At 36.5% G+C, this 13687-nt stretch carries 13 protein-coding genes; 7 read left to right on the top strand and 6 right to left on the bottom strand.

Annotated elements, in window-relative coordinates:
- Positions 1-2 precede the first annotated feature (2 nt).
- The 6 genes from nadD to FORMA_RS05315 are packed head-to-tail and all read right to left on the bottom strand — an operon-like array spanning position 3 to position 4420.
- Complete coding sequence (gene nadD / locus FORMA_RS05340; RefSeq protein WP_069674681.1) at positions 3-578, bottom strand: nicotinate (nicotinamide) nucleotide adenylyltransferase; 576 nt, start codon at positions 576-578, stop codon at positions 3-5.
- Between the two features lie 3 nt (positions 579-581).
- The gene (gene gmk / locus FORMA_RS05335; protein WP_069674680.1) at positions 582-1154 is read right to left on the bottom strand and encodes a guanylate kinase; all 573 of its coding nucleotides are present in this window, start codon (positions 1152-1154) and stop codon (positions 582-584) included.
- 2 nt (positions 1155-1156) lie between these two features.
- Positions 1157-2014, bottom strand: coding sequence for a YicC/YloC family endoribonuclease (locus FORMA_RS05330; RefSeq protein WP_069674679.1), 858 nt, complete (start codon positions 2012-2014; stop codon positions 1157-1159).
- Between the two features lie 45 nt (positions 2015-2059).
- Entirely contained in the window at positions 2060-3187 is a 1128-nt protein-coding gene (locus tag FORMA_RS05325) for a peptidogalycan biosysnthesis protein (RefSeq protein WP_231924969.1), read from the bottom strand.
- 5 nt (positions 3188-3192) lie between these two features.
- Positions 3193-4071: a DMT family transporter gene (locus FORMA_RS05320; protein WP_069674677.1), complete on the bottom strand. Its 879-nt coding sequence runs from the start codon at positions 4069-4071 to the stop codon at positions 3193-3195.
- Positions 4064-4420, bottom strand: a complete 357-nt coding sequence (locus FORMA_RS05315) for an arsenate reductase family protein (protein ID WP_069674676.1) — start codon at positions 4418-4420, stop codon at positions 4064-4066. The genes FORMA_RS05320 and FORMA_RS05315 overlap by 8 nt, the downstream gene beginning before the upstream one ends.
- 69 nt (positions 4421-4489) lie before the next feature.
- Here FORMA_RS05315 and FORMA_RS05310 point away from each other — a divergent pair, with 69 nt between their 5' ends.
- The 7 genes from FORMA_RS05310 to FORMA_RS05280 all read left to right on the top strand — a co-directional run bounded on the left by FORMA_RS05310 (position 4490) and on the right by FORMA_RS05280 (position 13687).
- The gene (locus tag FORMA_RS05310; protein ID WP_069674675.1) at positions 4490-4951 is read left to right on the top strand and encodes a DinB family protein; all 462 of its coding nucleotides are present in this window, start codon (positions 4490-4492) and stop codon (positions 4949-4951) included.
- A 19-nt stretch (positions 4952-4970) separates the two neighbouring features.
- Positions 4971-6116 carry a cystathionine gamma-synthase gene (locus FORMA_RS05305; protein ID WP_069674674.1) on the top strand — a complete coding sequence of 382 codons (1146 nt, stop codon included), beginning with the start codon at positions 4971-4973 and terminating at the stop codon, positions 6114-6116.
- Between the two features lie 156 nt (positions 6117-6272).
- Positions 6273-7619 (top strand): NADP-specific glutamate dehydrogenase, encoded by a 1347-nt coding sequence (gene gdhA / locus FORMA_RS05300; protein ID WP_069674673.1) that lies wholly within the window; start codon positions 6273-6275, stop codon positions 7617-7619.
- A 114-nt stretch (positions 7620-7733) separates the two neighbouring features.
- Positions 7734-10094, top strand: coding sequence for a type IX secretion system anionic LPS delivery protein PorZ (gene porZ / locus FORMA_RS05295; RefSeq protein ID WP_157506037.1), 2361 nt, complete (start codon positions 7734-7736; stop codon positions 10092-10094).
- Positions 10091-10810 (top strand): DNA repair protein RecO, encoded by a 720-nt coding sequence (gene recO / locus FORMA_RS05290; protein ID WP_069674671.1) that lies wholly within the window; start codon positions 10091-10093, stop codon positions 10808-10810. Before porZ ends, recO begins: the two co-directional genes overlap by 4 nt.
- Before the next feature lies 1 nt (position 10811).
- Complete coding sequence (locus FORMA_RS05285) at positions 10812-13214, top strand: TonB-dependent receptor (RefSeq protein ID WP_069674670.1); 2403 nt, start codon at positions 10812-10814, stop codon at positions 13212-13214.
- Entirely contained in the window at positions 13214-13687 is a 474-nt protein-coding gene (locus tag FORMA_RS05280) for a regulatory protein RecX (RefSeq protein ID WP_069674669.1), read from the top strand. The genes FORMA_RS05285 and FORMA_RS05280 overlap by 1 nt, the downstream gene beginning before the upstream one ends.

Here is a 13687-nt window from a genome sequence, read left to right as displayed (position 1 = left end):
AATTATTTATAAAAATTCATTTCATCTAAATATACCCAAACAGATTCTGGCAATAATGGTCTTATATTCTTAGCTGATTTTATGGATTTTCTTATGAATGATGAAGAAATCTCAATGATGGGCGCGTCTACTTTTATTATGGTTCCTTTTGAATCAACAGCAGCATACGATTGTTCTATTTTTCGAGGATAGACATAAATAGGATAACGGTCTAAGAGAACCTCAGCATTTTTCCATTTAGGTAAAGACGCTAAATTATCCTCTCCCATGATGAGCGCAAACTCATGCTTGGGGTATTTTTCTTCTAAATAAGCAAGGCTGTGCACTGTATAGTTTGGTTGAGGGAGTTGAAATTCAATATCGCTGGGCTTTATTTTTGGATACTCTTTAGTGGCTAAATATACCATTTCTAGGCGTTGGTGATTGTCTAAAACACTCTGTTTGGTTTTAAAGGGATTTTGCGGAGTGACTACACACCAAATCTCTTCCAAATCGGAATGTTCTGCAAAGTGGTTGGCAATGATAAGGTGCCCCACATGAATTGGGTTGAACGTACCAAAATAGAGACCTACTTTCATTTTCTAAGATTCGATAAATTTTAAAACCGTTGAATACGCTTCTTTTTTAGCGTTATCTAGAATTTCATTTTCAATGATGCAATCAAAAAGAGGAGCGGTAGCAAGCTCTGCAGAAGCTTTTGAAATCCGCATATTGATTTTATCTTCAGATTCTGTTTTACGTTTTTTCAATCTTATTTTGAGCTCATCTATGCTTGGGGGTTTTACAAATACCGCAAGTGTTTTTTCTGGGAATTTCTTTTTGATGCGCAATCCGCCAGAAACATCAATATCAAAAATAACATGTTTGCCCATGGCCCATATTCGCTCAACTTCTTTTTTTAGTGTGCCATAAAAATTGTCACGATAAACTTCTTCCCACTCCAAAAAGTCGCTTCTTTTGATGTGTTTTTTAAAGTTCTCAGTGGATAAAAAATAGTAGTCTTTCCCCTCAATTTCATCTCCTCTCTTTTCCCGCGAAGTTGCCGAAATAGAAAAGGCGAGGTTTAACGCTTCTTGTTTCAAGAGGTGTTTGACAATAGTAGTTTTTCCAGAGCCTGAAGGAGCTGAAAATACAATGAGTTTACCGTTGAACATATTTATAGTACGTTGAGCAATTGTTCTTTTATTTTTTCAAGTTCGTCTTTCATTTGTACGACGAGTTTTTGCATAGGAGCAAAGTTGGCTTTTGAGCCAATAGTATTGATTTCTCTACCAATTTCTTGACTGATAAACCCCAGCTTTTTCCCATTAGAATCATCAGATTTTAATGTTTTATTAAAATAATCTAAATGGTTTTTCAAACGGATTTTTTCTTCCGTTATGTCTAGCTTTTCTATATAATAAATAAGTTCTTGCTCAAATCGATTTTGATCAACCTTTTCTTTTAAGTCTGCGACTCCTTTGTTGAGGCGAACGCGCACATGTTCTATACGCTCAGGGTCGATATCAATGATGGTTTTTAAAAGAGCATCAATATTAGATATTCGTTTGAGAAAGTCGGTTTTAAGCACAGCCCCTTCATCTTTTCGGTATTCTTCAACACGGTCCAAAACGACACTTAATTCGCTAGATATAAGCTTCCATTCTTTCGGGTCAATATCTTCTCGCTCTGTGGTTAAAGCGTCGGGCATTTTAACGGCCATTTTTAATAACTCTAAAGGCGCTGCAGATGATATGCCTTGAAGTTGACCCATATAACTTTTTACTACTTCAACATTAATTTTTGCGGGAGCCTCTCCTTTATTAAATTCAACATAAAGGCTAAAATCAACTTTGCCACGCCCCAATTGCAGCCCAATAAGTTTACGAAGTTCTAATTCTTTTGCGCGATACATGGAGGGCATGCGCATATTCAAATCCAATGATTTACTGTTGAGCGATTTCAATTCTAAGCGAATGGTCTTTGTGGGCAATTCTAGTACAGATTTACCATATCCAGTCATCGAGTGTATCATGCCTTGTTGTTAAATTTATGGCTCAAAGATACAGAAAAGCGCGCACTATTTAAATGGGCTGTGTTGTTTGAAGCTTTTGATTTGAATTCTTCTGAAAAAGGGCTGAATCAATCTATTAATGAATTTGTTTTTATGCTTTATGTAACAGCTTAACTCCAAGGGCTCTGCACCAATAGTTGTTTTTATTTCAGACGCAGTTCGCCCCAAGTTGATGCTTTCTACGTTTTTCTCTAGTCCAAGGCGGATATAATCGTTGAGGATCCTGGGATAAATTGCGTAGGTTTTGTTTAAATCATATTCTAATCCGATAAAATGCGCATCAAGATCTTTTTTGTTTACTAAAGCGGATAGGAAACCAACGATTTTATCGTTCAAAAAATAGCCCTGAACAATAAAATCATCTTTGTAAGTGTTTTTTAGCTTTATATAAGTATTTAGGTCTAAAACTTGTGCGTTGAAGTTCGCGTTATCAATGGTATTTTGATACAAATTTTGAAGCTCATCTTTGTAAATTTCTATGTCATTTTGAGAAAAAGCACGCAGTTCTAAGCGCTCGCTTTTTGCGTCTGCTTTATTGGCTTTTACTCTATATTTAGATTTTAGCGCCGCCTTGTATTCATCAAAAGTTGTCCAATCTTGCTTTAGTGTAATTATCATATTTGGCTCTACTTTTATATTGGTGAAGCCAAAATGTTCAAATGACGAGGTGTATTCCAAGGCTGAGGTTTGAAAATCTTTGATAAAAATAGCATGCAGCGGCCGAACTGATTTGGCAATTTCGTCTAAAGCTGTTCCAATTTCAGCAGCTATTAATTTTCGATCGCAACTTGGAGCAAAACTAATGCCGTGTTCACCACTTAAAAACACATTCCCGCAGAACATGATTTTTATATGGTCTTTGCAGAAAAATAGATTTAATATTTGTCTAAAGCGCTCAGAGACTTTAATGTTTTTCAGAATTACGTCAACGCTCAAATCAACGATTTGTACTAAGGCGAGTGCCTGAGGGTTATTGTTTTTTGAGATACAGACATAACGCACATCAACAGCTGTATTTGAAGTCTCAAATCCATAAAGCAAGTGGCGTGAAAAATATACACTAGCATTGGGATTGATTTTCTCTAAAAAGCTATCGTCTAGCTGGTCTATGGATGTAAAAAAGGAGGTCTTCAAAAAGATTATTTTTTGGTTACTAAATATACACCAATAAAAATTAATAGAGCGGCCAACCCTTTTACTGTATCTATTTGATCGCTACCCATAAACACAGCGAATAAGCCAGCAAATATAGGTTGGAGGTACAAGAATGTACTCACAGTTGTGGCTTTTAAATTCCGCAAGGCCATTGGATTTAACAAATAAGTACCAAAGGTTGCGAAGACAATTACAAATCCAATTGAAAACCAAATGTAGGCCGGAAAACTTCCCCACTCTACAACACTTAATTCGCTGTATCCGAAAGGAAAAACCATAATGGACCCAAATAAAAACAGCCATTTTATAAAGTCGTAAGGGTGGTATTTTGCAGTCAGTTTTTTAATCAAAATTAAATAGTAGCTATATGAAGCTGCATTTATGAAAATTAAGAAATTCCCCAATAAAATATCTTCACCGAACTCAGATGACTGCCCGTACAAGCTCAGCACCAAAGCTCCAGAGAGGCCCAACATAACCCCAAGTACTTTTAATCCTGTAATGCGCTCTTTTAATATGATAGCGGATAATATCAAAACAATAATAGGAACAGTAATCATGATTACAGATCCATTGATGGGCGTGGTGTACTGAAGGCCCTTGAAAAAAGCCAACATATTTAAAGCCACACCAAAAAAGGAAGCAGCAAGCAATTTTGGAAAATCACTACGCGCAATTTTTTTACTAGGAACCATAAGGCTAAATAACCAAAATAAAACGCCGGCACAAGTGACTCTTAACAGGATAAACCCAAAAGGCATAATGTATCCACCTACAATTACGTCGTTGGCAAAAGTAAATGTCACCCCATAAAACAATTGCACTAAAATAAGCGCAACAAGTGCATTGCCTCGGCTATTCATGTGCAAGGGCTAATTTTGCGGCTGCAATAGTTTTTGGACTATTTCCAATAAAAATTTGCTGTTCTATCACCAAGATCGGGCGTTTTAAAAAAGTATAATGTTTCAGGATATAGTGCTTGTAATCACGTTCTGTAAGAGATTCATTTTTTAGGCCCATTTCTCCGTACAGTTTTGCCCGTCTACTGAATAGTGCTTCATAGCTGCCAGCAAGTGTTTTAAGATGTTCTAAATCTGATGATATAAGTGGGTTTTCTTTGAAGTCATGGAGCTCAAACTTATCAGAAAGCGCCAAGGATTTTAGGATGCGTAAACATGTATTGCAACTTTTGAGGTAATAGATTTTTTTCATGCGATTGTTTCATTACTTTTACAAAGAAAATCATTTCTAAATTAACTTCTGAAGTATTTAATTTTAATTATGAATAGGAGTTTTGATATTACCCTAAAAAACAGAGCAATTTTACATCGGTTTTTAGTCGATTTTAGTTTAAGTCAGCTTAATACAGTTCCTGATGGATACCGCAATTCAATATATTGGAATATTATTCATGTGGTGGTCACTCAGCAATTACTAGTCTATAAGCTTTCTGATGTACCTATGCTCATTGGTTCGGACTTAGTAGATGCCTTTCGAAAAGGAACCAAAACAGAGCGCGACGCTACCCAACATGAGGTAGAGCACCTAAAAAAGCTATTATTTTCAACCATTGAACAAACTCAAAAGGATTACGATGCAGGACGCTTTACCTCATACAACTCCTACACGGTCTCAACCAAAAGCACTCTTACTAATGTAGAAGAAGCCATTGAATTTAATAATTTTCACGAAGGCATTCATTTGGGCTATATATTAGCAATGAAAAACAGTATTATACCATAAAATTTCAAATTAATAAACAATGAAATTCAACACAAAAACTATTCATGGAGGTCAAGCTCCAGATAAAGCATACGGTTCTGTAATGCCGCCGATTTACCAAACATCTACCTACGCGCAAACGACCCCAGGAGGACATAAAGGGTATGAATATTCTCGCACCCACAACCCTACCCGACATGCGCTAGAACAATCTTTTGCTAGTATAGAAAACGGGGATTATGGATTAGCTTTTGGTTCAGGATTAGCAGCTATTGACGCTATAATCAAGCTTTTAAGCCCAGGTGATGAGGTGATTTCTACTAATGATCTATATGGAGGAACCTATAGGCTATTCACGAAAGTATTTGAAAAGTTTCAGATAAAATTTCATTTTGTTGGAATGGAAAACATTAGTGAAATTGAAAAAAATATTACCTCAAAAACAAAGTTGATTTGGGTAGAGACGCCTACCAACCCTATGCTTAATGTTATTGATATCAAGGCAGTTTCCTCCATAGCTAAAAAGTACAATATTTTATTGGCAGTAGACAATACTTTTGCCACACCCTATCTTCAACAGCCTTTAGATCTTGGCGCAGACATTGTCATGCACTCTGCAACAAAATACCTTGGCGGGCATAGTGATGTAGTCATGGGTGCTTTGGCTGTAAAGGACAAAAGTATAGCAGATCAATTGTACTTTATTCAAAACGCAAGTGGCGCCGTTTGTGGTCCTCAAGATAGTTTTTTGGTATTAAGAGGAATAAAAACATTGCATGTTCGTATGCAACGCCATTGTGAAAATGGACGTGCTGTAGCCATGTTTTTACAACAACATTCCAAGGTAGAAAATGTTTATTGGCCAGGTTTAGAAACCCACCCCAACCATCATATTGCAAAAGATCAAATGAATGATTTTGGTGGCATGTTATCATTCACCACTAAAGGGAATAATTATGAAGAAGCGATCAAGGTAGTGGAACGCCTTAAAGTCTTTACTCTAGCAGAGTCTTTGGGGGGTGTAGAGTCCTTGGCAGGACATCCTGCGAGCATGACACATGCGAGTATTCCGAAAGAGGAACGTGAAAAAACAGGCGTTGTCGATTCTTTAATTCGGCTTAGTGTTGGAATTGAAGACGAACAAGACCTTGTCGAAGATCTCAGGCAAGCGCTGCATGGAGCATAATTGATTTATTTAATTCTATTAAGTTTTAAATATTTGAATTATTCGCAATATTTGCACACGTTTTGCAGTTAAAATTACGAATTCAAAAAAATATTAATTTATTTTTTAAGATATATTATATTTGTAGTACAATTTGTATACTTAAAACTAAATTAAATGAAACACAAAATTGAAGGATTTTTAGATTTAGTGCGACAAAGAAATGGTCTTGAGCCAGAATTTTTGCAAGCTGTTGAAGAGGTTGCAGAAACGGTGATTCCTTATATTGTACAGCACGATATTTATCATGGGAAGAATATTCTTTTGCGCATGGTAGAACCTGAGCGCGCAGTGATGTTTAGAGTAAACTGGGTTGATGACTCAGGGGAAATCCAAGTCAATAGAGGATACCGAATTCAGATGAACTCGGCTATTGGCCCATATAAAGGAGGCTTGCGCTTTCACCCTACGGTCAATATGAGTATTCTAAAGTTTTTGGCCTTTGAACAAGTGTTTAAAAATAGTTTGACAACCCTTCCAATGGGTGGTGGAAAAGGAGGAAGCGATTTTGATCCCAAAGGTAAAAGTGATAATGAGATTATGCGTTTTTGCCATGCTTTTATGAGCGAATTATTCCGTCATATTGGGCCAAATACGGATATACCAGCAGGGGATATTGGTGTAGGTGGACGCGAGATTGGGTTTCTGTTTGGGATGTATAAAAAATTAAAAAATGAATTCACAGGCGTGCTCACGGGCAAAGGGGTAACTTGGGGCGGATCTCTTATCCGACCAGAAGCAACAGGTTATGGAACTGTTTATTTTGCACAAAAAATGTTGCAAACTAAAGGCAATGATATTAAGGGTAAAACGGTCACAATATCAGGGTCTGGAAATGTAGCTCAATTTGCGGCAGAGAAAGTTCTTCAACTTGGAGGTAAAGTCATTACACTCTCAGATTCATCAGGCTATATTGTAGACGACAACGGAATTGATGAAGAAAAGTTGGCCTACGTCATGGATCTCAAAAACAACAAACGCGGACGCATTAGCGCATATGTGGAGGCTTATCCAAGTGCCCGGTTTTTTCCCAATAAAACGCCTTGGGGCGAGCTCTGCGACATAGCACTACCTTGTGCAACACAAAACGAACTTGATGAATCCGACGCCAAAACACTTCTCGACAATGGTTGTGTTTGTGTTAGCGAAGGTGCTAATATGCCGTCAACAAAGGAAGCAATAGTTCTATTTCAAAGAGCAAAAATTTTATTTGCACCAGGGAAAGCTTCAAACGCTGGCGGGGTAGCTACTTCTGGATTAGAAATGACCCAAAATTCATTGCGCTATAATTGGACAAGAAAAGAGGTAGATGATAAGCTCAAAGAAATTATGGGCAATATACACGACAAATGTATCAAGTACGGAAAAGATGAAAAAACGGGATATATAGATTATGTAAAAGGAGCAAATATAGCGGGCTTTGTTAAGGTTGCCGATGCTATGCTGGCCCAAGGGGTAGTCTAATTTTCTTTACTTCAAAACTAAAAAGCTTCTACAACGTAGAAGCTTTTTTTGTTTATGCATAATAATACCGTGTTTTGTCGTTAGATATAAATATATTTGATAAAATTTATATTTTTGAAACCACAAATCTTCATAATTTTAGTTGTATGTCTTGTAAAGCAATCATTTGGGCAAGTTACTAATATTGAGGCTTGGCAAGGATTTTTTTCTTACACGGATATTAAGGCTCTTGCATCTGGAGGTGATAAAATATATGCTGCCAGTGAAAATGCTTTGTTTTCGTATAATCTTCTGACTACCGAAACAGAAACCCTAACTACAATTGACGGATTATCTGGAGAATTTATCACAACTTTTCACTTTAGCAATGATTATGATCTTTTGATTATTGGATACAGAACAGGACTCATTGAGGTTTTTAACCTATCTACCAATGAGGTTTTAAAAGTTGTAGATATTTTAAATAAAACGACCATCCCGCCGGATAATAAACAGATAAATCATTTTTACGAGTCCAACAATGTTGTATATATTGCAACCAACTACGGCATTTCTATTTATGATTTAGGAACTTTAGAGTTTGGAGACACTTTTTACATTGGCGCGAATGGTTCGCAAGTTCAGGTTAATGAAACTTTTGTTTTTAATAACGTACTCTATGCTGCCACGGATTCCGGTTTAAAAGCGGCAGATGTAGACAATCCAAATCTAGTTGATTTTCAATTTTGGGACACTTTATTTTTTGGCAACTTTTTGGCACTAAATTCTCTTGATAATAATCTTTACACCTTAAAATCAGATAATAAACTGTATCGATTGGATGGTTCTAACCTAGAACAGTCATTAATTTTTTCTGAAACTGTCGTTGATTTCAATTCTAGTGGAGATAATTTGCAAGTGATTACTAAAGACAATGTATTTAATTACCGAACGGGCTTAATTCTCGAAACTACTTATTCGGCTTCGCCGCAATATGATACTAACTTTACAACAGCTCAATTCATTGATCAAACAATGTTTATTGGCTCAGAAAGCCTAGGGGTTTTGAAGTCTTCTTTAGAAATGCCTAATGCTTTTGAAGAAATTTGCCCAGACGGGCCATTACTCAACACTCCATTTGCTTTAAAATACGCTTTTGAAAATCTTTGGGTTACTTATGGAGATTATGATCAGGATTTTAACCCCAGCCCATTAAAAACACATGGATTTAGTTATTACGAAAATGAAAAATGGAACAATATCCCTTACGACAGTATTCAGGAAATAATTCAAAAACCTATATATAATTTAAATGCAATTGCTGTAAACCCCGTCAATGCCAACCAGATTTTTATAAGTTCGTTTCACAGTGGTCTCTTAGATTTTCATAAAAATGAATCCATGGAATTCTATGATGACACCAATAGCCCTTTACAATCTTTAGTACTTGCTAGTGCTCCAAATTATAAAAGTATTCGAGTTTCGGGCTTACAGTTTGATGAGCAGGGCTACCTTTGGAGCCTTACAAGCTTAGTAGATAAACCATTGAAAAAGTACAATCCTGCCACAAATCAATGGCAGACTTATAGCTTTGATGCTATCATCGAGGACCCAATTTATGATGAAAATGGATTTGGTGCTTTGGTTATTGGACCAAACGGCACTAAATGGGTTGGAAGTTACAGCAATGGAGTGATAGGCTTTAATGAAAACGGAAATTTGATTCGACAAGTCAAGGGTGAAGATACTGCAAACCTTCCCATAAACCATATTAAGGCACTAGCCTTAGACAATAACAATGTGCTTTGGATTGGAACGTACAAAGGGTTGAGGATTTTGTATAATACGGCTAATTTTTTCACAGAAGATGTTTTAAGGACAGAGCCGATTATAATTTTAGAAGAGGGAATCCCAAAAGAACTTTTGGAGCTTCAATTCATCACTGAAATCATTGTTGACGGCTCCAACAACAAATGGATTTCAACGGCAGATGCAGGTGTTTTTTATTTGAGTGCTGATGGCCAAAAAACAATTTATCATTTCACAAAAGAAAATTCTCCATTGCCCTCCAACACTGTAATAACAATGACTCAAAATGTAAATGACGGTACCATATATTTTGGGACTTCAAGAGGTTTAGTTTCTTTTAAAGCTGGGGGCTCTAGCCCTTCCGATTCTTTGGAAGATGTTTTTGCTTATCCAAATCCAGTACGTCCAGGGTTTAATTTATCAGTTGATAAAGTAAAAATTAAAAACCTAAGCGAAAATGTTAACATAAAAATAACTGATGTAACTGGAAATTTGGTAGCCGAGGCAGAATCCAATACCAATCTACGCTTCAAAGGCTATAATTTAGAAATCGACGGAGGTACAGCGTATTGGAATGGAAGAAATTTAGCAAATAATACAGTCGCTTCAGGGGTATATGTGGTATTGATATCAGACCTAGATAATTTTGAAACTAAAGTGGTTAAAATCATGATTGTACGCCAATGATTATTTCGACAAAGGCCATAGTGCTTTCAAAGCTCAAATACAAAGACAACGATCTTATTGTCAAATGCTATTTGGAAGCTAAAGGCATTGTAAGTTTTGTGGTAAAAAATGCGTTTTCGTCTAAAAAAGGAAAACTCAAGCCTGCATATTTTCAACCTTTATCAATGTTGCAAGTTGAATTTGATTACAAAAACAGCAGAGATCTACATTATTTTAAAAATATTCGCTTACTACATTCATTTCAATCTCTACACACTGCAATATTAAAGTCTACCGTTGTGATATTCTTGGCTGAAATATTAAGTGCTGTTCTCAAGGAAGAGGAGGCTAACCCTTCACTTTTTTCGTATATAGAGACAACATTTTTATGGTTTGATACGATAGACCACAGCAGTATTTTTCACCACAAGTTTCTTATGGGTTTAACAAAATACTTAGGGTTCTTTCCTGAATTGAACAAGATGAATTTGACGTATTTTAATCTAGAAGAAGGAAAATTTCAAGCCATGGCCAATAGCCCTTATTGTATTCATGGCCAAAAATTAATTTTATTCAATGCGGTATTAGGTACGAAATTTGATGAACTAAATAATCATCCAATGCATGCTACTGAAAAGCAAGATCTATTGAATATGATATTACTGTATTTTAAATTACATTTGCAAGGGTTCAAGCCGCCAAAATCCCTATCTATTTTGAATCAGGTTTTTAATTAAAATGAAGCATTTTTATAGTTGTATTTTATGTGTTTTCTTGTGGAATTTATCCGCGCAGCAAGTTACAATTGTAGACGAAACCAACTTAGACCCTATTGCTGGTGTTGCGGTTTTTAATTTGGTTAAAACTAAAACTAATATTTCTAACCTTGATGGGCAAATTTCCTTAGCCCGTTTTCAGGGCTTTGAACGTATTTATTTTCAGCATATTTCTTACCACAGAGAATCCATCTTGAAATCTAAGATAGGAGACACGATTTTTCTTACCCCTAAATCCACTAATCTTAATGAAATTGTCATTTCAGCCTCAAAATTCGAACAAAGTAAAAAGGAAGTTCCTCAAAAAATTATCAGTATCGATGCACAAGAGATCGAACAAGCAACTCCTCAAACTTCTGCTGACCTTTTAGCCAACAGTGCTGGTGTCTTTGTCCAGAAAAGTCAACTTGGCGGAGGCAGCCCCATGATACGGGGATTTTCAACAAATCGCGTTCTCATCACTGTAGATGGGGTACGCCTAAATAATGCTATTTTTCGAGGGGGAAATGTTCAAAACGTTATTTCGATAAATCCATTTAATATTCAAAACACTGAAGTTATTTTGGGTGCCGGATCTGTAATATACGGCAGTGATGCTATTGGAGGTGTCATGAATTTTTACACAACAACTCCAGAACTATCCCAACTTAACTCGCCTCAATTTTCAACCAAAAGTAATTTAAGGTATTCATCTGCGAATAACGAAAAAACAGCCCAAGTAGGCCTAAACGTAGGCCTAAACAAATGGGGGTTTCACACAAGCATGAGTTTCTCGGATTTTGGAGATTTGAGAATGGGAAGAACAGAAATTCAACAATATTTAACGCCATTTTATGTAACTCAGCAAAATGGTCAGGATATAACAATGCCTAACCACAACCCCCGTGTTCAAAAGTTCACAAATTATAATCAATTTCACGCTGCACAAAAGATATTATACAAGCCAACGGAATCATTAAATCTCGACTTTGGCCTTCACTACGCAACCACTTCAGATATCCCTAGATATGACCGTTTAGCGCTTCAAAGCACAGCCGAAAACCTCAATTATGCCGAGTGGAGTTATGGCCCACAAAAGTGGCTGCTAGCCAATTTACAACTGACAAAGCTAAGCAGTAAATCCAACCTTTATGATAAAATAAAAACAACAATTGCTTATCAGAACTTTGGCGAAAGCCGAATAAGTCGAAAGTTTAATGATTTAAATCAAAAAAACCGAACCGAAAAGGTTCAGGCCGTTTCTATAAATCTTGACTTAGATAAAACCATAACAGACAAAATGAATATCTCTTATGGTGCTGAATATATTTACAACAAAATCAATTCTGAAGGGCTGTCTATTAACTTAGAGAATAGTTCTGTAGAACGAATAGCTTCACGTTATCCAGATGATTCGCAGTGGAGTAGTTTAGCATCCTACCTAAGCTTAAAATACAAACCAACAAATAAATTTACATTTCAGTCTGGAATCAGATATAATGTAATTACTATCAATGCAGACTTATCTGGTAATGCGCAATTTTACGCCCTCCCTTTTGCAGATTTAAGCCTCGACACAAGTGCATTGACCGCTACTGCTGGAATCGCATGGGAACAGAGCAAGACTTTATTATGGAAGCTAAATACATCTACAGCCTTTCGCGCCCCGAACATTGACGATGTCGGAAAAGTTTTTGACTCGCAGCCTGGTGTTGTAGTTTTGCCAAATCCAAATTTGAAGCCCGAGTATGCCTATGGGGCCGAACTTGGCCTGAACATGAATTTTGATGACTCTTTACTGCTAGACATATCTTCTTATTATACTTATTTGGATAACGCCATGATTAGAGATCATTATGTTGTTAACGGCTTATCTCAACTTATGTACGACGGAGAGGTAAGCACAACACAAAGTATTCAAAACTCCTCGAAGGCTTGGATTTATGGCTTTGAATTCGGGTTAAACGCACGTTTTTCTAGAGCCTTGGAGTTAAGGTCTCAATTTAGTTTAACCAAAGGGCAGCAAAGAAACACAAACAACGCTAATGTTCCTGTACGTCATGTTGCGCCTGCATTCGGCAATACCCATATTATATGGAAGCACAACAAGATAACTCTAGACGGCTATTTAAATTATAATTCAGGCCTTAGTCGGAGTGATATTTCAAGCGAACTTTCTCCTCATTTATTTGCTCTTGACTCTAATGGAAACCCTTTTGTTCCTTCTTGGTTAACGTTTAATTTTCGAACACAATATGAATTCAATGATACTATTTCATTTGTTGGAGGCATAGAAAATATATCAAATGAGGGCTATCGTCCATATGCTTCTGGAATTAGCGGGCCAGGCACAAATCTGATTTTCTCCATTACCTACAAAAACTAATGTACTCTTCAAAAAAGACATATACTGTTGAGGAAGCTTTGGCTAAACTTCAAAGCTATTGTGCTTATCAAGACCGTTGTCATAAAGAAGTTGCTCAAAAGCTCAAAGAGATGCGTATGATTTCTCAGGCATCTGAGCAAATTATCATTGCACTGATCGAGGGGGATTTTTTAAATGAAGAGCGATTTAGTATGGCTTTTGTTCGCGGGAAATTTAAAATTAAAAAATGGGGCCGCCGTCGCCTTGCTTCTGAACTTAAGCAAAGAAACATTTCAAAATTTCTTATCCAAAAAGCCTTAGGCCAAATTTCAGAGACAGATTATAAGGCAACTTTTGAAGCGCTCGTGCACAAAAAAGCGGAGTCCATTACAGGAGGTTCTATAGCAAAAAAGCGGAAAAAGTTGGCTGATTATCTGTTGTACCGTGGCTGGGAAGCACATTTGGTTTATGATAAAATCAACCAGATTTTTTAG

The sequence above is a fragment of the Formosa sp. Hel3_A1_48 genome, from assembly GCF_001735715.1.
In the GTDB taxonomy this organism is placed as follows: domain Bacteria; phylum Bacteroidota; class Bacteroidia; order Flavobacteriales; family Flavobacteriaceae; genus UBA3537.
The sequence above is the reverse complement of the archived record's forward strand: the minus strand, read 5'-3'. Positions and strand labels throughout refer to the sequence as shown.

What these genes read in the sequence shown, in the direction of transcription:
- nadD (WP_069674681.1), bottom strand. Translation starts at nt 578, where the DNA reads ATGAAAGTAGGTCTCTATTTTGGTACGTTCAACCCAATTCATGTGGGG.
- gmk (WP_069674680.1), bottom strand. Translation starts at nt 1,154, where the DNA reads ATGTTCAACGGTAAACTCATTGTATTTTCAGCTCCTTCAGGCTCTGGA.
- FORMA_RS05330 (WP_069674679.1), bottom strand. Translation starts at nt 2,014, where the DNA reads ATGATACACTCGATGACTGGATATGGTAAATCTGTACTAGAATTGCCC.
- FORMA_RS05320 (WP_069674677.1), bottom strand. Translation starts at nt 4,071, where the DNA reads ATGAATAGCCGAGGCAATGCACTTGTTGCGCTTATTTTAGTGCAATTG.
- FORMA_RS05315 (WP_069674676.1), bottom strand. Translation starts at nt 4,420, where the DNA reads ATGAAAAAAATCTATTACCTCAAAAGTTGCAATACATGTTTACGCATC.
- FORMA_RS05310 (WP_069674675.1), top strand. Translation starts at nt 4,490, where the DNA reads ATGAATAGGAGTTTTGATATTACCCTAAAAAACAGAGCAATTTTACAT.
- FORMA_RS05305 (WP_069674674.1), top strand. Translation starts at nt 4,971, where the DNA reads ATGAAATTCAACACAAAAACTATTCATGGAGGTCAAGCTCCAGATAAA.
- gdhA (WP_069674673.1), top strand. Translation starts at nt 6,273, where the DNA reads ATGAAACACAAAATTGAAGGATTTTTAGATTTAGTGCGACAAAGAAAT.
- recO (WP_069674671.1), top strand. Translation starts at nt 10,091, where the DNA reads ATGATTATTTCGACAAAGGCCATAGTGCTTTCAAAGCTCAAATACAAA.
- FORMA_RS05285 (WP_069674670.1), top strand. Translation starts at nt 10,812, where the DNA reads ATGAAGCATTTTTATAGTTGTATTTTATGTGTTTTCTTGTGGAATTTA.
- FORMA_RS05280 (WP_069674669.1), top strand. Translation starts at nt 13,214, where the DNA reads ATGTACTCTTCAAAAAAGACATATACTGTTGAGGAAGCTTTGGCTAAA.